The organism is Laspinema sp. D2d (assembly GCF_025370755.1).
Classification (GTDB): domain Bacteria; phylum Cyanobacteriota; class Cyanobacteriia; order Cyanobacteriales; family Laspinemataceae; genus Laspinema.
In genome coordinates, this window is sequence record NZ_JAMXFC010000002.1 from 76,195 (window position 1) to 93,861 (window position 17,667).

Genomic DNA, 17,667 nt, shown 5'->3' on the forward strand with positions numbered 1-17,667 from the left:
GGGTAAACTATGGAAGGCTGTTTTTTGAAGTCCCTCTGTTCTGGCGATCAGCTTCAATAGTAGGGGATGACAATCAACAGAGGGAACAAAAAGTAGCCCAAGGGAGTTGGGAGTCAGGAAGAAGGAGGCGATCGCGCCGTTCCTGAGAACTTAATGTTCAGTCCTGAAGGGGTTGAAGTGAACCGGCAGCACAACCGTAAGACTCAGGGAGAATGCGATCGTTAATCTCGGTCAAATATCCCTGAACACCGGATTAAAAATGTGTTTTCCATTCCCATTCACAAGCCAGATAAACCGTTCGGGTATCACCCGTTCTTGAAAATCTAATCTCAATGACTAAAACAATCATTCAGACAGACCAAGCACCCGCACCCGTTGGACCTTACAATCAAGCGATCGTCGCCACGGGTCAGTTCATCTTTGTTGCGGGTCAAATCTGCCTAGACCCTCAGACCGAAACCCTAGTCGGGGCGGGTGATGTGGTTAAACAGACTATCCAAGTGATGGCAAATCTAAATGCTATCCTTACTGCTGCCGGTGCAACCTTTCAGGATGTGGTAAAAACCACCGTTTTTTTGGCAGATATGAATGATTTTGCTGCCATGAATGCCGTTTATGCTAAATATTTCGATGAAGCCACGGCACCGGCGCGTGCCACAGTCCAAGTGTCACGTTTACCTAAAGATGTACTCGTTGAGATTGACTGTATCGCGGTGATTGAAGGAACTGCTAGATAGTCTTAAGATTTAAAAACAGCAAAATCCTGATATCTTAGGGGTTTGGTGGCAAGATACTGGTAAATTTAGGGGAGGTTATAAAATTTAATGACGATCCAACAGCCTACAAATACGGTAGTTACTAGCAAAGCGTCTAGTAATTCCTTTAGAACTTCCATTCTGAGCGTTGATTTGGGCCGGACGGCGACTAAAGCTTGTGTCAGCCGGGACCCCAACCAAGTGGTATTTATTCCGTCTAATGTGGCCCAGGTCCCTGTAGAGAAGGTGCGCGGTGGGGAATTTGAATCCCGGCCTACAGATCCCTTGTTGGATATGTGGTTGGAGTATCAAGGGCGGGGTTATGCGATCGGTCAGTTGGCGGCTGACTTTGGCGCAAATCTCGGGGTTGGAGAACGGAAAGTGGAAAATGCCCTGGTGAAAGTGCTTGCCAGCGCCGCTTACTTTGGATTAAAAGATGATTTAGTGGTTGTCCTGGGTCTGCCCTATCATTCTCAAGAAGAGTTTGAGCGGGAAAAAGAGGAAATTACCAATTTGCTGACTTCGCCTCATGTGATGAGCTATCGCGGTGAGCAAGTGACCCTGAATATCACCAAAGTTTGGGTGATGCCGGAAGGATATGGCAGCTTGATCTGGTGCGAAGCTCAAGAGAAAGTGGATAAAAAAGGCGTGTCCCCAGATTTTGCCAAAACTTCGGTGGCGATCGTGGATATCGGACATCAAACTGCTGATTTTTTAATGGTCGATAATTTCCGGTTCGCACGCGGGGCCTCCAAGAGCGAACCCTTTGCCATGAGCGAGTTTTACAAGCGAGTCGGCACCGAAGTTGAAAAGGCATATAGCCAAGCGCCGATCAGCGTTGATAGTCAATCCTTGTCCTTAATCGATGCCGTGAATAAACCCAGGGGTCAACGGTTCTTCCGTCCTCGTGGGGCATCCAAACCGACGAATTTGGATGATTTTCTGCCCAACCTGCGCGAATTATTTGCCCGCGAACTGTCTGACTTGTTGATTAAATGGTTACCGGAACGGGTCACTGACGTGATTTTGACCGGCGGTGGCGGAGAATTTTTCTCTGATGCCCTCAAACCGTTAGTTGAACAAGCGGGTTTGAAAGTTCATCTGGCCCAGCCTTCACGTCCGGCGAATGCTGTGGGACAATATTTGTATGGAGAGGCTCAACTTGCCTCCTCTTCGTACACTCGCTCCTCTAAGGCTGGAAGTTAATGGTTTTTTGGTTAAGCAAGACGAAGAAACGGGTCGGATTTACCGATGAGGTAGCCGACCAAACCTTGTTAGCGGTTGTGCAGAAAGAGTTACAAAACCAACCGCACAAGAGTTTCGGCGACTTGTGTAAAGAAGCCCTATGGCATTATTTGTATGTCCCCGAATCGGTGAAACCGACGCGGAAATCAGCAGATGCCTCGGACACCATTGCGGAGTTACAAGGGCAATTGAGGTCCTTAGAGGAACGGGTAGCGGCGAGGGAGGCGAGTCGATTGGATGCACTGGAACAGCAGTTGCAACAATTAAGCTTGCAGGTGGGACAGTTGGCGATCGCCCTCAATCAACGGGGAAATTATCAACCCCCTCAACACGCCTATCTGGAACCTATACCGGAACCCCACCCAGAACCGGAATCAGAACCAGAACCCGTCGCCCCCCCCAAACCCGTGGACCCCTTACTCCAACGACTCAGCTCCTTCATTGATGATTTCTAAGTCAGTAGCGATCGGGTAGAAAAAGTCAGGATATAATCTGCAAGCATCAGGAGTCAAAAGTTTTTAAAACCTTTGACTCCTGACTTTTTTTGGGAATATTTTATCAAGAATTTAGAGAGTATTGGTACAGTAAAGGGAACTCCAAAAAATAAAATAGAGCACTACCCTAAACTGTACCTTTAACCGCTGCATTCTCTCCTCACTCTTGCCCCAATTCCTGCAACATTCTTTCCACCGTCACCTTCAACGGAGGCAAATTATTCTGAACAATGGCCCAGACTAAATTAAGCGATATACGGAAATACTCATGCACCAGAATATTTCTAAAGGCGATAATCTGGGACCACGGGATTTGAGAATATTGGTTTCTCAATTCACTAGATAGGCTATTTGCTGCTTCTCCAATAATTTGCAGATGATGAACTATCCACACTTGAATGAGTTCTTGTTCATCAAATGCTTGCCGTCCTTGATTCGCATATCGTTCAATGGCTGAGATCGCCTCCCAAATATCTTGTAGTCGTTCAGTCTCTCGCTTCATAGCCTGACAGCCTCAAGCAAAATGCGATCGCGAATCCGCTCTTTCAACATATCCACGGTAACGATATCAACCTTGCGATTCAATAGCTGTTCTAAATCAAGCAATAGCCCCCCTGGAAACCAAGGAGTGATTTTTTCTAAATCATAATCCACTAAAAAATCAATATCGCTATCTTCCGTCGCTTCACCTCGCGCTACTGAACCAAATACCCGCACGTTATAGGCTCCATGCTTTTCAGCTAGGGAAAGAATTTGCGATCGCTGCTGATTCAACAAGTCTTGAATGCTTAATCCGATCTGATTTTTCATACATCCCAATGCTTGTCAGTTTTCCAGAATTGCTGCTTCTAGTGTGTCACTTTCCAAAACCTGTGCATCCAACTGCTTTATCAATTTTTTAAAGAAACCCGATCGCGAAACCCGAGGACGATGGGTGATGTGCTTGTGTACCACGGTTCTCCCCTACAATAGAAAACCGATCGCATCCCCTTTAATATTTCACTCCATGCATATCCTCGCTCTCTTGTCAAGTCTGCTGATTGCTCAAGCTCAACCAGCACCGGAACCCCAGGAAATTGTCCAACCCCAGGAAGTTCGGCCTTTACCGGGCGGTCTGGATAATGTGCCGATGTTTAATAGCAATAGTCCCGAAAAAATCGGCAGCGAAGGCATTTTACTCTCCACCTTCCCGCCCGATCGCAAAGCGTTTCCCTCTGCCCATCTCAACTTCCCTTTTCAAGGTCGCTTTGACATCTTTGCTCATCATGTATTTGGCGATCGAGAACTCGCTGATTTAACCCCCATGTATGTGGGAATTCTGGTCCATAATCCCACCAATGAACCTGTTATCCTGAATATCCTCCAGGGAGCAAGTTATCTCTCCCAACCCGATGCGCCGTTTGTTCAATTACCGCCCTTAGTTGCCAATCCTCGGGGGGAAGTTTTCGCGGGACCCGGGGGGCGGGTGACCAATGAAATCTTGCGGGGACAGCGCCAAGATATTTGGCCCGCGCAACTGGTGATTCCGCCCCAGTCGAGTCAGATTTTGAAGAATCTGCCGATTCCCGTTCGCACCTTAGAACCGCCTCTAAATGGTCGTTCGACCTTAATGCGGTTATCCAGTAGTGGGCGAGTCTATGTGGCGAGTTTGGCGATGTATGCGCGGGAGGATGCTAATGGCAATGAGCGCGCCCCGACTCTGGAGGAATGGCAGCAGCTTTTAGAAACCGCAGATGTGGCAACGCCGCGCGATCGCACTCCCACTCCCCCAGACCAAACCGAGGGCCAAAGAATCTACGGTCGAGTTGCTGGCGTGTCCCAGGGGTCTAGTTGGATGGGTCAATTGGTCGATCGCCCGGATATTCAAGCTTTGAGTATTCCTGGATCGGGAGAAAGCTTTTCTTATGCGATCGGGACCTTACCCGGAGGACAAATGGGAACGGATCAATCCCAAAGTGCCCCGATGTTAGTCCGGTACCCCGATACGGCCTATTTTGCTCATGGGAATTATGCCTTAGAATACCGTTTACGTTTACCCCTGATTAATGAAACGAATGATACAGAAACCGTGACGGTGAGTTTACAGACAGCATTGAAAGAAGAGACTTTAACCCAACAAGGATTACGGTTTTTAGAACCCCCAGGACCCCAGGTATTTTTCCGAGGAACGGTGCGCGTTCGCTATACCAATGATTTGGGAGTGCCAACTACTCGCTATTGGCATTTGGTGCAGCGTCGCGGACAAATTGGAGAAGCGTTGGCAACCTTAGAAATGCCCCCAGGCGATCGCCGTCTGGTCGAGGTGGATTTGATTTATCCCCCAGATGCTACCCCACCCCAAGTCCTCACAATTCAGTCTCGCTGAGTCGGGGATCAACGCTTTTAGTCTCTCGGGGGCGTTCATTAATCCTGCACTAAATTAGTGAATTTTATGAGTCAAAAGAGGGGGCGGCGATCGCGCCTCTTTTGCCATTGACAAGTTGAGTGGAGTTGTGATATAAATCACGGAAAATCCCGATTAATATCACAGCCTATTTTTCTTTAGATCACTGGATATTCCCTAGTTTTAGTTAATACTTAAAGTATCACTTTTTATTGGTCGTGATACCAGTTCACGCTATGCTTTATCAATCCAGAATTTCAGACGTATTTTTTCAAGCTTGGAAAGCCGGTTATATTACCCGGTATGAACATACCCAACTTATTAATGTTGGATTAGTAACCCGACTAAATGAAGAAGACCGGGCCGCCCTCCATCGCCTATCTCATGCGATTAAGCGGGGATGGCTGGAAGTTATTGATTAATTCTTAAACGGTTTAGTTCAATGAGGGATTTGATAATCCTTCAAAAGTAACTAAGCCCTTTCGGTTTGTGCAGTTTTAGTAAAACCCTGGGTTCAAAATTTTTTCGATTTATTCTAGGTCAAACTCTCTGGTTTATGGGTGCGATTTTTTACCGATTTAGGTGAAGTTGCGGCAATGAACCGGAAAATTGGATCTTTCGCAAAAAAAGGATTGATCCCCCCAACCCCCCTTAAAAAGGGGGGCCTTAAAAAAGGGGGGCTTTTTAGAATTTTGTAAGAGGTCTATTGATTAAAAAACCGGCACCCTTGAAGATGCCGGTTTTTTACAAGCCGTTTCGAGTGGTAAGTACAGCCTTGAGTTCCACCCGTTTCAGGTTTAGAGATCATTGGGGTGGATAGGGCGATTAAAAATGGGTCACCGGGGGCTCGAACCCCGAACCAACGGATTAAGAGTCCGATGCTCTACCATTGAGCTAGTGACCCAGATTAATCACAATAACATAGTTTTAGATTGTAAGTCAAGAGGCCGATTCCTAGTCTTAGGCGACGGCACTGATGGGTGTGGGATGGGTTAAAAAATCATGGTCTTTAAGAAGTTTGTAAAGATTGACATCAGTTTCCAGTAAACAAGCATGACCGCTATCGGGTAATAAAACTTGTTTAGCTTTGGGAATGGAATAGGTTAAGCGGGTCGCTTCGGCAGCGGAGGGTAATAGCCGATCGCCCGTAGCGGCGATCGCCAAGACAGGTTGCCGGATGCGACTTAACTCATGAGAGTCCATTTCAAACTCTCGGAGTAAATTAACTCGCCAAGTGCTAGTCGGCTGGGGAACCGACTGCATTGCTGCTAACAAATCATTCCGTTCGGAACGCGCCATGCGACCGAGGGCGGCTAAAAAGGGTAATAAACCCATGACCGATAAGGCGTAAATGGGGGGTGGTAACCATCCGGTCAGGTGGGAGCCAAAATGGAGCCAAGCGCGGCCCATAAAACAAGAGGCGGGATTGACTAAAATTAGGCGATCAAACAGTTCTGGGGCATTGAGGGCAACTTTCAGGGCCAAGCAACCGCCAAAGGACTCCCCACAGAGATAAACCGTATCGGGGCGACTGCGCCGAAATTGAGCGCGCAATAAACCCACGACTTTTTCCGTTAATTGATTCCACGATGATAAATCATGGGCAGGCATGGCTAGACACTGGATATTAAAGGCGTTAGAGAGACCTTTATTAATTTGCGATCGCAGGAGTTCTCCCGTCCCATCCATCCCCGGTAAATAAACGAACAACGGTAACTCAGGTTGGTGAGTCGAGGGGGTTGAAAAATGAAACCGCTCGTTAAAATTCTGCATCAGTGAACCCATATCTTTCTTCCCTAAAATTCTTCCTTTTCAACCCCGTTTAATAACAGCCTTGATGGAGTAAACCCGCAATTTCTTCCCGGCAGCGATCGGTAATTTCATTCACCAACCGTTTTCCCGATTTACCGGGATAGCCCTGTTTTTGCGCCGGGGTCATCCAATAGGGGCGACCGACGAGGAGATTAACGCGACGATAAATCACCAGGGGGTGGAATCCGTCTTGTTGAAAATGAGGTTCTGTGCGGTCAAATAGACTCAACATCCGAATGGGGAGACCCGAAAGGACTTGTTCTTCCATTGAGGCGATCGCTACCGGCACGATCGCCAGTTCCGACACCTTGGCACTCAGGGCTAAATGGGCGAACCCCCGATGAAACTCCCCAACTTCCGACGGCGGCGTTAACCGGACCATTGGCGTTGCCCCTTCTGGAAAAACCCCGATCGCCGCTTGTTGTTGTAGTAGCTTGCTCCCTTGACGAAAAAAGCGATGCTGTTGGGGTCCGTATGACTCTAAGACCAAGCAGCCCAACTCCGTCACAAATTCTCGTAACAGCGGGACTTGCCCCATATAATGATGGCAGGCAAAGTGGATCGAGCGTCCGGTCCCTGCCATTAATAAGGGGGCATCCATAAAACTGCGATGATTGCTCACGATCAACGCGGCACCTTCTTGGGGAATGCGATCCCGGTAGTAGACAAAGGTGCGGGTGCCAAAAGCCGTGAGAAACCCGTGGGAAATTTGCAGTGGCCTATGTTCTAAGGACATTTTCAGCGGCGCAATCAATTAACCGGCGTGGGAAATTTCAGAACTTCCCCGCAGCTTTACATTTCTGAGAGATTTTGTAAACAATTATAAAGTAAAAATCAGGGGGATTGGGTTCCCCAGCAGCGCAATTCTCCGCTTGCGGTGCTCATGAAGTGTCCAAAGCCTCCCTCTAGTTTCACGCCCTAGAGGAGAAACAACGCCTTCAGGGTTTGGGTCCGGCTGCCGTTAAAACCTCTCCTCTGGCTTAATAGGGTGGCATGGGAGAATGGTCTGATTACCGGGGATCAAGCCCGTTAGGTCAGGGGTTCTAAAACTGGAGAGAAAGACGGCAGCACCCCAGGGGTTGGCGGGATCAATCGTTGTCGTTTTTTGATAAAAAAACGGGGGAGACTGTAGCCGTTCAAAACCGCCGATCGCCAGAAAACTTATTCCCGAATCGCCTTCCCTGGGGGTGTCCTTTCAGGATAATCTATAGAAAATCTTTAAAAATATAGGCAATAAAGGTAAACAATTTTTATAAAATCTTTATATCTTAGAGGCATAACTCCCTGTTAAACTGCCGACTCTTGCTAAAAATTTTGTGAAATGTCGAGTAGAATGTAAGTTTGCCGTCCCTCATGTTACCATCGAAATAAAAGAATGGGGGTCGTTTTTAACCGAATCCATGAACTCTACCAAGACCAGTAAGAACACATTTGCTATTACAACACCGCTTTACTATGTAAACGATTTGCCTCACATTGGCAGTGCCTATACCACGATCGCCGCTGATGTTGTAGCGAGGTTTGAGCGACTTCGGGGGAAATCAGTCCTGCTGATTACGGGAACCGATGAACATGGGCAAAAAATAGAGCGGACTGCCGAAGCATCGGGGCGATCGCCCCAAGAACACTGCGATACAATTGCAGCCGGATTTGACCAATTATGGCAAAAGCTGAACATTGCCTACGACAGGTTTAGTCGGACCACCAATCCCCGTCATGGAGCGATCGTCAAGGAATTTTTCCAGCGCGTCTGGGACAATGATGATATCTATTTAAGCCAGCAAACGGGGTGGTACTGTGTAGCTTGCGAAGAATTTAAAGACAAACGGGAGTTGCTAGAAGACAATCGCTGTCCGATGCATCCCAATCGGGAAGTTGAATGGCGCGATGAGCAGAATTACTTTTTTCGCCTTTCCAAATACCAACCCCAACTAGAGGCCCTTTATCAAGAGCGTCCGGATTTTATTCGACCTGAAATTCGACGCAACGAAGTCTTAAGCTTTGTCCAACAAGGATTACAAGATTTCTCCATTTCTCGGGTCAATGTCGCTTGGGGGTTTCCGGTCCCCGTGGATCCAAAACAGACCCTTTATGTGTGGTTTGATGCCCTATTGGGATATGTGACGGCCCTGCTAGAACCCGATGAAGAACCGACCTTGGAGAATGCCTTATCCCAATGGTCACCGATTAATCTGCACTTGATTGGTAAAGATATTTTGCGGTTTCATGCAGTGTACTGGCCTGCTATGCTAATGTCAGCAGGGGTTCCCATTTCCGGTGGGGTGTTTGGACATGGGTTTTTAACGAAAGACGGGCAGAAAATTAGCAAAACTTTGGGTAATATTATTGACCCGTTAGATTTAGTGGAGCGGTATGGATCCGATGCACTCCGTTACTACTTTTTGAAAGAAATTGAATTTGGGCGGGACGGGGATTTTAACGAAACTCGATTTATTAATATTCTCAATGCAGATCTTGCCAACGATCTGGGGAATTTATTGAATAGGACCCTGGGCATGGTCAAAAAATATTGTCAAGGTCAGGTGCCGAAAGTCAATCCCGAGGAAATTGGCGATAACAATGGGTTAAAAGCAGCGGGAGTAACGTTAGGTGATCGCGTTACCCGTGCATACGAGGGCTTGCAATTTAGCCAAGGATGCGAAGAGATTCTGTCCTTGGTGCGAGGGTGTAACAAGTACATCGACGAGCAGGCACCGTGGAAACTCTATAAGCAGGGGGAACAGCAGGCAGTTGAGCAAGTGCTCTATGCTGTTTTAGAATCCGTGAGGCTCTCAGCGTACTTACTCTCTCCGATCATTCCGAATATCAGCACTGCGATTTATCAGCAACTGGGGTATTCGATTGATTTTAATGACCAAACCTCGATCGCGAGTGCGCTGAACTTTCCGACTCATTCAAGTTGGGGGGTTCTCAGCAGCGATCGCGTGCTGGGAGAAGCCAAACCCGTCTTTGCTCGCCTAGAGTTGAGCAATCCGGCGTCTTCTTAGACTGGGGCGATCGCCAATGTTTACCCAAAAAGAGCGAGTAGAATTATCGAGTATAGGGGGTGGGGTTGCAGAGGGATCCCTACCCCATTGGCAAAGCAAGGATTATCGGGGCGTTAGGGCATCGTTCCGGTATATCATCAATGGCCTGATGTTCACCGGATTCAGGTAACAACCGGGCGATTCCCTCTATCATAGATCATATGAAAAATCAATTTCCCGATAAAAAAAACTGAGGAATAACAACCATGTTGCATCATCATCCAGAAAACAACAACATATTTACCCCGGAACAGGTTTTAGAAAATCGCGGTCGAGTTGCCATTTTTATTGATGGTTCCAATTTGTTTTATGCCGCTTTGCAGTTGGGAATTGAAATCGACTATACCAAGCTACTCTGTCGCTTAACAGCCGGTTCCCGACTCCTACGCTCTTTTTTCTATACCGGCGTTGATCGCACCAATGAAAAACAACAGGGATTTTTATTATGGATGCGGCGCAATGGATATCGCGTGATCTCGAAAGATTTAGTGCAGCTTCCCGATGGCTCTAAAAAAGCAAATTTGGATGTAGAAATTGCCGTAGATATGATGGCCTTAGTAGGGTCTTATGACACCGCTGTATTAGTCAGTGGCGATGGCGACCTTGCTTATTCTGTAGATGCGGTGAGCTATCGCGGGGTGAGAGTGGAAGTGGTTAGCCTACGGTCCATGACGAGCGATAGTTTGATTAACGTAGCCGATCGCTACATTGACCTAGAATCCATCAAAGAAGATATCCAAAAAACCCCCAGACAACCGAACTATACCTACCGGCCTCTTTCTAGTATTGGCATGATGGATGATGTGGAAGACCGCTAAATCCTGGGGGATTCAGACATCAACACTACTTATTAAAAAGTGAAAAATTCTGGTTTTTTCCTTTTGCTTTTATACGCCTTCCTGGGACTGAGTTTACCGAGTTGTGCCTTTTTTCAAAAGGGTAAGACTCCAGAGGTAACCGAGGGAGAAGAAGGGCAAGATCAAGCATTAACCTTTAACGATGTCACCCTAGAACAAGCCAATGCTGAGGGTGAAATCGTATGGAAAGTGCGATCGCCCTCCGCTCGGTATAATGATGAACAGAAAATTACCTATTTAGAGACACCAACCGGAGAACTGTTCCAGGAAGGTCAGCTGGTTTATAAAATTGAGTCAAAAACGGGCGAGGTGCATGGTGATGGCTCGAAAATTGTTCTCCAGGACCAGATTATTGCCACTGAACTTCAAAATAAAGCCGTCATCCAGGCGCAGGAATTAGAATGGTTACCCGCACAAGATTTACTAATCGTTAGGAATAACGTTAGCGGCACCCATCCGGACCTACAAATTACCGCCAATGAAGCAAGGCTCAAAAGCCAAGCCCAACGCATGGAACTTGTAGGCAATGTCGTGGCTACAACCCAGAAAAATCCCGCCTTACAGATGCGTTCTGAGGCGGTGGTATGGCAGATGGAGACGGACCAAATTATCAGCGATCGCCCGGTGCAAATTGACCGTCATCTGTGTCCCAGTCCCCAAGAGTGTCCCGCCAGTGATAAGGCAATTGGCGATCGCGGGGAACTGAACCTGCAAACGAATGTGGTGACCCTAGAACAACAAGTTCAGATTACCTTGAGTGAACCCCCACTGACAATCAGCAGCGACTTGATGCGGTGGAATATTGACGCTCAAAGCGTTACCAGCGAACGTCGGGTCACCATCGTCCATCCGAAACAAACCTTGACCTTAATGGGCGATCGCGGCACCCTGGAACTTGCCTCTTCCATCATTTCTCTAGTTGGGAATGTCACCGGAGTCCGCGATCGCCCCTCAACCGAGTTCAAAGCCGATCGCATGACTTGGGTAATTCCCACGGAAGAGTTCCAAGCTGAAGGCAATGTTTTTTATCGCCAAGCTAACCCACCGTTTACAGTCACGGGACCCAAGGCGGTGGGTAAACTTCAGGATCAAAGTATTATCATGACGGGGGGTGATGTGGTTACAGATGTTGTTCCTTAAAGAGCCGGTTTAGTAAAGGTTATCAACTCGGATTCTTGAAAATATTTCCGCGTTGGAGTCACTTTATTAGGGGCGAGACATCGGGTTTTTTATCCGGGAGATCTAATGGTTTACCAAGTCTTAGGATACTCCGATCCCAATGCACTAACAGGTGAAAAGGAACATCGGAAGGTAAAACTGATCATCGGGGATAAAAAGGGGTTTTTCTCTATTTAGATTTATATCGGGTGTTTACGCGGATCTGATGCCCTAAATGGGCAGATCCAGCCGACTCCGAAATCGGTCAAGGTGAGTTAGTCCGTTAATTGTAACCATCCCCGGCGGACCGCGTAGATGAGACGATTAATTGCACTCTGTTCTTCGTCGCTGAGACTTTCTTGTAAAAGGGTCGCTCTGAGATATTGTCGGTGTTCTGGGGTGAGTCTTCCTGACCAATAAATTTGAAAGAATAGTTCGGAAAAATTGGTGGGAGGAATCAAAGAGTGGGTATTCATTAGGAATGAGGTAAAATAGGGGATAGTCTCTTCTAATATGACCTTGGCTTCAGGCTTTGACTGCGATCGCATCCCGTTGGCTCTGGTGATATCGATCGGCTCATGGCGTGATTTGCCTCCGATGATCCCCGGACACTCTTCAACTCAAACCTATTACAGGCCATTGTCTAAATCCCCTCTAATCGGCTCAATTTTCTGAGTAGAGATGAGAAATTGAATGAGAGAGGGAGTGAAATTTTAAAAATCAAAATTTAGGGGATAAATCTAAAGAAAATTTTGCCCGTTTCCTAGTCACCGATGAACCCGAAATCCCTTAACAAGACAACCTTCCCAAAGCAACAAAATAATCAAATATCAGCATCAGCTTTGCCTGAATCAAAGGAGAACCCTGATCGGGACCCTATTGAGGCTGGGGAGCAAGGGACCGAATGAGTCAGGCAAATCGAGGAGTGCCCCGGAGTCGAGAAGGGTTGACAGTCTTTGACTGAGAGAATTAAGGTTTGTTAGGCTGAATATAGCGAGTCTAAATGAATTGAACTATTCCCAAACGGAGTGGGAGCATCTTGCTCCGGATTAGCAGTAGGGAGCATCTTGCTCCCACCGCTCAATTCTTGGGTCAGACTCCTGCAAGAGGCGCTATAGAATAATCTGAATTCTATTACCTAAATCGGCTATCATAACCTTGAAGGGGGCGGTTTAAACCCAGCGATGCACTTTCTCTCCGCCCACTCCAGTGTGGTGGCTTTCATCAATAGTTCTCGTCAATTAGCATTTGTTTTTTTCAACTCCCCACTTACCCCTTGAATCGAACACTTATGATTCCGACCCAGGGACGGTTCTGGCAATACTTAACCCCAATAGGCATCCTGGCTGCAAGTTACTGGATCGCGGCAATGTTAGCGATTTGGATTCCCGGATTGGAGGAAAATCTCTTACCATTTGGGCCCCCTGCTGGAGTTGCCTTGGCTGGACTGGTGTTATGGGGGGTGAAAGTTTGGCCCGGAGTGGCAATCGGGGCGTTTTTATATGCACAATCCCAGGGAGTACCGTACTGGGTAGCAGCCCTTGGGGCGATCGCCTGTGTTGTGCAAGCGATCGTAGGGACGCGCCTCTTGCAAAAGGTGGAGTTTGATCCGGCCCTAGAACGGCTGCGAGATGTAGGCTGTTTAATCGGCATCGGCGCAATCCTCTCGACCCTAATTAACGCCAGCCTCGGTGTCATGATCCTCACCCTCGCTGGACTGGAAACCTGGACGGATGCAGCTTCTCAGTGGGAAATGTGGTGGTTAGAAGATGGAATGGGAGTATTGTTAATTGCCCCAATCTTCTTCACCTGGATCCGATTCCGCCCGAGCCATATCAAATCCCGACGGTGGGTATTAGCGGCCAAAATTTTAGAAATCATCTTTCTCTCAATCTTGCTCCTTTCCATCAGTTGGGTGGTGTTTTGTTCGCGAACCCGGGTTTATATCGCTGACTATCCCCTAGAATATTTACCCTTTCCTGTGGTGATGTGGGTGGCCCTGCGCTTTGAATTGCGTGGGACAGTCCTGGCGAATCTCTTAGTGGCGAGTATGGCAATTTGGGGAATCGCCCGAAAAAGTGGACCCTTTCTCAAACACGCCAGTAACGCCGAACAAGCCATTTTCTCCCTGCAAGTCTTCATGGGAGTGGTGGCGGCGACAGCCCTGATTTTTGCGGCAGTCATGGCGAGAAGGAGACAAGCGGAAGAGTTGCTACGGCAAGGGGAAGAAAGGCTGAATAATGCCCAACGGATCGCTCAGGTAGGCAACTGGGATTTAGACCGCGATCGCAAAGAACTCCACTGGTCTGATGAAATATATCGGATTCTAGGAGAAGAACCCCACAGTTTCACCCCGAGTCACGAACAGTTTCTTAAATATGTGCATCCCAGCGATCGCTCAGAAGTGCGCAAAGCCTTTAAAAAAGCCATTACTGAAGAGCAACCCTACTCCCTGGAATATCGACTCATGCGCCGGGATGGGGAAGATCGCATCGTTCATGAACAGTGCGAAATTAGTCTATTTCGGATTACAGCCACCGTTCAAGATATTACCCCTCGGATTCGGGCTGAAGCCGCCTTACGCGCCAGTGAGGAACGCTTCTCGAAAGCCTTTCAAGCCAGTCCCCTGGGGATCAGCATCAGTACCCGGGCTGAGGGCCGGTTTGTGGACGTGAATCACACCTTTTTGCACCTGCTGGGTTATGCTCCAGCAGAGGCGATCGGCAAAACCTGGGAAGAACTGGATGTCTGGATACATCAAGGCGATTACTTCAACCAAATGCTCAGTAAAATCGAGCAATTTGGTTCAATCCGTGACCTAGAACTCCAGTTTCGCACCAAATCAGGAGAAATTCGCGATGCACTGCTCTCTATTGAACCCATTGATCTGGAAGGAGAACCCTGTCTGCTGACAATGGTCAGTGACAACACTGAACGCAAACGCGCCGACGAATTCCGTAAGGCGAAAGAAGCCGCAGAAGCAGCAAATCTCGCTAAAAGTGCCTTTCTGGCGAATATGAGCCACGAACTGCGAACCCCCCTTAATGCCATCATCGGCTACAGCGAAATTCTCCAAGAAGATGCCGAAGATTTGGGTCAATCAGATTTCATTCCTGACCTGCAAAAAATTCACGGGGCTGGAAAACAGTTACTGTCATTAATTAGTGATATTCTCGACCTCTCCAAGATTGAAGCCGGTCGCATGAGTTTGGAATTAGAAACCTTTGCCATTGATACGCTCATTTGGGAAGTCGTTACGACGATTCAACCCCTGGTAGATAAAAATGGCAATCAGTTGTCCATTGAATGCCCGGAAGATATCGGCCCTTTTCATGCTGATATTACCAAAGTGCGGCAAATGCTTCTTAATTTAATGAGCAATGCCGCTAAATTTACCAAACAAGGTCAAATTGAACTCCGAGTGAGGCGTACCTTAGAAAAACCCTTAAAAGGGGAAAATTCTTCTGTAAAATCCCGTTCCCCTTATGAAGTGGAAGGTCAAGAATGGATTTTCTTCCGCGTCAAAGATACTGGGATTGGCATGACTCGGGAACAGTTAGAACAAGTATTTAAACCGTTTACTCAAGCCGATGCCTCGACAACTCGTAAATATGGAGGGACAGGTTTAGGGTTGACGATTACCCAGAAATTCTGTCAAATGATGGGGGGAGATATTAAGGTCGAAAGCGAGTTAGGACAGGGTTCCCAATTTACTCTGTGGCTACCGGCAACCGTTGTTGCTCCCGTGGTATCCCGGGAGGATGAAGAAGGGCGGGTTGGAGGGGATGATTTCTCAGCCTAGTGAGGCAATTCAGAGGGTTTTTTCTGAGCGATTTAAGGGGGGACCGCTGCTTTAAAATTGCCGATCGCCACTAGAAGAGTTTTACCCGAGGTGATTGCAGACTTTCGTCAAGGATGCACTCCCGATCGCCCGGAAAATTTGCCTCACAAATTTAACATTTATTATTGCTCCTTAGAAATACTTAATAATTTATCTTAAAACCTGAGAAAAACTGGGGTGGGAGAATTATCAAAATTAACCCATAATTTAGAGTTTTGCTGACGTCATCAAGGAGCAAATCAGGGTAAGATATTAGCCTGAATAGAAAAAACCGATAGGCGCGATAGAGCGTCTAATAGGTTTGGTGAATTGTTGGAGGACAACAGCAGTAAGATGGTAGCATTAACACCGAATTCTAGCTTTAGTGTAACGATTCGTTTGCAACTTCTCAACCGAGCCGGGACCCTGGCTACCGTGACCCAGGCGATCGCCTCCGTGGGGGGGAATCTCGGCCAAATCGACTTGATTGAACAAACCCGTGCTCATACGACTCGGGATATTACCGTGGATGCTTCTAGTACCGAACACGCCGAAGAGATTGTTCAAAAAATCAAGGGAATCTCAGACATTAAAGTGCTCAACGTTTACGATCGCACCTTTAATCTGCATCGTGGCGGAAAAATTAGCATCGAAAATAAAATTGCTCTCAAAACTCAAGCCGATTTAGCGATGGCATACACCCCAGGAGTGGGGCGAATTTGTATGGAAATTGCTAACAATCCCGAACAACTCTATAATCTGACCATCAAGCAAAATACGGTGGCGATCGTCACTGATGGTTCGGCAGTATTAGGCTTAGGCAATCTCGGTCCTGGCGGCGCACTCCCCGTCATGGAAGGCAAAGCGATGTTATTTAAAGCTTTTGCGGGAATTGATGCGTTTCCCATCTGTTTGGACACCCAAGATAGTGATGAAATTGTAGAAACCGTCAAACGGATTGCTACAGTATTTGGGGGGGTAAATTTAGAAGATATTAGTTCCCCTCGCTGTTTCGAGATTGAAGCCCGCTTGCGCCGAGAATTGGATATTCCAGTGTTTCATGATGACCAACATGGAACGGCGATCGTGACCCTTGCCGCCTCTATCAATGCCTTGAAATTAGTAGGGAAAGCGATGGAAGATATCCGGATTGTGATGAATGGGGCTGGGGCCGCTGGGGTGGCGATCGCCCGTTTATTACGCCAAGCCGGTGCCCGCTATATGACCTTATGTGATTCCAAAGGCATCCTCAGTCACGATCGCACCGATTTAAACGAAGAAAAACGCGAATTTGCAGTAGAAAAAGGCGGCAGTTTAGCCGATGCCATTAAAGGAACGGATATGTTTATCGGCGTCAGTGCCCCAGGGGTATTAACTCCGGAAATGGTGCGATCAATGGCACCGGATCCGATTGTCTTTGCAATGGCAAATCCCATCCCAGAAATTCAACCCGAATTAATCATGGATGATGTCGCCGTCATTGCCACGGGACGCAGCGATTATCCGAACCAAATTAACAACGTTTTAGCATTTCCCGGCATCTTCCGGGGGGCGCTTGATTGTCGGGCCCATACGATTACCGAAACCATGTATTTGGAAGCCGCTAAGGCGATCGCTTCCTTAGTCAAACCCTCGGATCTCAGCCGGGAAAATATCATTCCCTCAGTGTTTGATGATCGGGTCGTTACCGCAGTCTCCGCCGCCGTCCAACAAGCTGCGCGTCAAGAAGGTTCCGCCCGCCATTAGGGAAGTTTAATAGGACTAGGGAGATCCCCCCAACTTACAAAGGTAGGTTTTTTACGCGGTAAATTTTTCAACAAGTTTTAGGTTCTCTTAGCCCTCCCCTTGGCAAGGGGAGGGGTGGGTGGGGTCCTCTTTACCCTGGATTAGAGGAAAGAGGTTTAATCCTTTACCTAATCAGGGTTTCATCGCCAATTCTGGTATCAAAAGTGGTTTTTTTGCGAACTGGGTGGACCCCACCCTAACCCTCCCCTTGCCAAGGGGAGGGGACCGGAAGTCCCCTTACTCTTAGGTAAATCACCCTGAACGTAAAAAATGTACCTTTGTAAGGATCCCCCCAACCCCTCTTGGGAAGG

The 17,667-nt window shown here is 47.6% G+C and carries 15 protein-coding genes and 1 tRNA gene; 10 read left to right on the forward strand and 6 right to left on the reverse strand.

What is annotated here, in order from left to right:
- Positions 1-332 precede the first annotated feature (332 nt).
- The 3 genes from NG796_RS01805 (at position 333) to NG796_RS01815 (ending at position 2,455) form a co-directional block, all read left to right on the forward strand.
- Positions 333-737 carry a RidA family protein gene (locus tag NG796_RS01805; protein ID WP_261204211.1) on the forward strand — a complete coding sequence of 135 codons (405 nt, stop codon included), beginning with the start codon at positions 333-335 and terminating at the stop codon, positions 735-737.
- An 87-nt stretch (positions 738-824) separates the two neighbouring features.
- Positions 825-1,961 (forward strand): ParM/StbA family protein, encoded by a 1,137-nt coding sequence (locus tag NG796_RS01810; RefSeq protein WP_261204212.1) that lies wholly within the window; start codon positions 825-827, stop codon positions 1,959-1,961.
- Positions 1,961-2,455, forward strand: coding sequence for a hypothetical protein (locus NG796_RS01815; RefSeq protein ID WP_261204213.1), 495 nt, complete (start codon positions 1,961-1,963; stop codon positions 2,453-2,455). The genes NG796_RS01810 and NG796_RS01815 overlap by 1 nt, the downstream gene beginning before the upstream one ends.
- Positions 2,456-2,654: 199 nt before the next feature.
- Here the strand turns inward: NG796_RS01815 and NG796_RS01820 are convergent, their stop codons facing one another.
- On the reverse strand, positions 2,655-2,996 hold the full coding sequence (locus NG796_RS01820; RefSeq protein ID WP_261204214.1) for a DUF86 domain-containing protein: 342 nt from the start codon (positions 2,994-2,996) through the stop codon (positions 2,655-2,657).
- Complete coding sequence (locus NG796_RS01825) at positions 2,993-3,304, reverse strand: nucleotidyltransferase family protein (RefSeq protein WP_261204215.1); 312 nt, start codon at positions 3,302-3,304, stop codon at positions 2,993-2,995. The genes NG796_RS01820 and NG796_RS01825 overlap by 4 nt, the downstream gene beginning before the upstream one ends.
- 196 nt (positions 3,305-3,500) lie before the next feature.
- Here NG796_RS01825 and NG796_RS01830 point away from each other — a divergent pair, with 196 nt between their 5' ends.
- Together NG796_RS01830 and NG796_RS01835 are read left to right on the forward strand one after the other, a co-directional pair.
- Complete coding sequence (locus NG796_RS01830) at positions 3,501-4,859, forward strand: DUF3370 domain-containing protein (protein WP_261204386.1); 1,359 nt, start codon at positions 3,501-3,503, stop codon at positions 4,857-4,859.
- Between the two features lie 254 nt (positions 4,860-5,113).
- Positions 5,114-5,299: a hypothetical protein gene (locus NG796_RS01835; RefSeq protein ID WP_015146670.1), complete on the forward strand. Its 186-nt coding sequence runs from the start codon at positions 5,114-5,116 to the stop codon at positions 5,297-5,299.
- A gap of 410 nt (positions 5,300-5,709) precedes the next feature.
- Here NG796_RS01835 and NG796_RS01840 read toward each other — a convergent pair.
- The 3 genes from NG796_RS01840 to NG796_RS01850 all read right to left on the reverse strand — a co-directional run bounded on the left by NG796_RS01840 (position 5,710) and on the right by NG796_RS01850 (position 7,425).
- Positions 5,710-5,781: transfer RNA gene (locus tag NG796_RS01840), tRNA-Lys, on the reverse strand.
- A gap of 56 nt (positions 5,782-5,837) precedes the next feature.
- The gene (locus NG796_RS01845; protein WP_261204216.1) at positions 5,838-6,650 is read right to left on the reverse strand and encodes an alpha/beta fold hydrolase; all 813 of its coding nucleotides are present in this window, start codon (positions 6,648-6,650) and stop codon (positions 5,838-5,840) included.
- A 49-nt stretch (positions 6,651-6,699) separates the two neighbouring features.
- Positions 6,700-7,425, reverse strand: a complete 726-nt coding sequence (locus NG796_RS01850; protein ID WP_261204217.1) for a lysophospholipid acyltransferase family protein — start codon at positions 7,423-7,425, stop codon at positions 6,700-6,702.
- A 664-nt stretch (positions 7,426-8,089) separates the two neighbouring features.
- On the opposite strand from NG796_RS01850, the gene metG reads away from it, so the two are divergent.
- From metG to lptC, 3 genes are all read left to right on the forward strand, one after another.
- Positions 8,090-9,697: a methionine--tRNA ligase gene (metG, locus tag NG796_RS01855; protein ID WP_261204218.1), complete on the forward strand. Its 1,608-nt coding sequence runs from the start codon at positions 8,090-8,092 to the stop codon at positions 9,695-9,697.
- Between the two features lie 245 nt (positions 9,698-9,942).
- Positions 9,943-10,554, forward strand: coding sequence for an NYN domain-containing protein (locus NG796_RS01860; RefSeq protein ID WP_015146666.1), 612 nt, complete (start codon positions 9,943-9,945; stop codon positions 10,552-10,554).
- Positions 10,555-10,593: 39 nt separating this feature from the next.
- Positions 10,594-11,733 (forward strand): LPS export ABC transporter periplasmic protein LptC, encoded by a 1,140-nt coding sequence (gene lptC, locus NG796_RS01865; RefSeq protein WP_261204219.1) that lies wholly within the window; start codon positions 10,594-10,596, stop codon positions 11,731-11,733.
- A gap of 293 nt (positions 11,734-12,026) precedes the next feature.
- On the opposite strand, the gene NG796_RS01870 is transcribed toward lptC, so the two are convergent.
- A complete protein-coding gene (locus tag NG796_RS01870) occupies positions 12,027-12,299 on the reverse strand; it encodes a hypothetical protein (RefSeq protein ID WP_317619256.1) in 273 nt (90 codons plus the stop codon).
- Positions 12,300-13,042: 743 nt separating this feature from the next.
- On the opposite strand from NG796_RS01870, the gene NG796_RS01875 reads away from it, so the two are divergent.
- Positions 13,043-15,553, forward strand: coding sequence for an MASE1 domain-containing protein (locus NG796_RS01875; protein ID WP_261204220.1), 2,511 nt, complete (start codon positions 13,043-13,045; stop codon positions 15,551-15,553).
- Positions 15,554-15,925: 372 nt separating this feature from the next.
- Positions 15,926-17,317: a malic enzyme-like NAD(P)-binding protein gene (locus tag NG796_RS01880; protein ID WP_261204221.1), complete on the forward strand. Its 1,392-nt coding sequence runs from the start codon at positions 15,926-15,928 to the stop codon at positions 17,315-17,317.
- The last annotated feature ends 350 nt before the right edge of the window (positions 17,318-17,667 follow it).

Excerpts from the sequence above, each read along its gene's own strand:
- NG796_RS01860 (WP_015146666.1), top strand. The coding sequence starts at position 9,943 with ATGTTGCATCATCATCCAGAAAACAACAACATATTTACCCCGGAACAG.
- NG796_RS01835 (WP_015146670.1), top strand. The coding sequence starts at position 5,114 with ATGCTTTATCAATCCAGAATTTCAGACGTATTTTTTCAAGCTTGGAAA.
- NG796_RS01820 (WP_261204214.1), bottom strand. The coding sequence starts at position 2,996 with ATGAAGCGAGAGACTGAACGACTACAAGATATTTGGGAGGCGATCTCA.
- NG796_RS01880 (WP_261204221.1), top strand. The coding sequence starts at position 15,926 with ATGGTAGCATTAACACCGAATTCTAGCTTTAGTGTAACGATTCGTTTG.
- NG796_RS01830 (WP_261204386.1), top strand. The coding sequence starts at position 3,501 with ATGCATATCCTCGCTCTCTTGTCAAGTCTGCTGATTGCTCAAGCTCAA.
- metG (WP_261204218.1), top strand. The coding sequence starts at position 8,090 with ATGAACTCTACCAAGACCAGTAAGAACACATTTGCTATTACAACACCG.
- NG796_RS01805 (WP_261204211.1), top strand. The coding sequence starts at position 333 with ATGACTAAAACAATCATTCAGACAGACCAAGCACCCGCACCCGTTGGA.
- NG796_RS01845 (WP_261204216.1), bottom strand. The coding sequence starts at position 6,650 with ATGCAGAATTTTAACGAGCGGTTTCATTTTTCAACCCCCTCGACTCAC.
- NG796_RS01810 (WP_261204212.1), top strand. The coding sequence starts at position 825 with ATGACGATCCAACAGCCTACAAATACGGTAGTTACTAGCAAAGCGTCT.
- NG796_RS01825 (WP_261204215.1), bottom strand. The coding sequence starts at position 3,304 with ATGAAAAATCAGATCGGATTAAGCATTCAAGACTTGTTGAATCAGCAG.
- NG796_RS01875 (WP_261204220.1), top strand. The coding sequence starts at position 13,043 with ATGATTCCGACCCAGGGACGGTTCTGGCAATACTTAACCCCAATAGGC.
- NG796_RS01815 (WP_261204213.1), top strand. The coding sequence starts at position 1,961 with ATGGTTTTTTGGTTAAGCAAGACGAAGAAACGGGTCGGATTTACCGAT.
- NG796_RS01870 (WP_317619256.1), bottom strand. The coding sequence starts at position 12,299 with ATGCGATCGCAGTCAAAGCCTGAAGCCAAGGTCATATTAGAAGAGACT.
- NG796_RS01850 (WP_261204217.1), bottom strand. The coding sequence starts at position 7,425 with ATGTCCTTAGAACATAGGCCACTGCAAATTTCCCACGGGTTTCTCACG.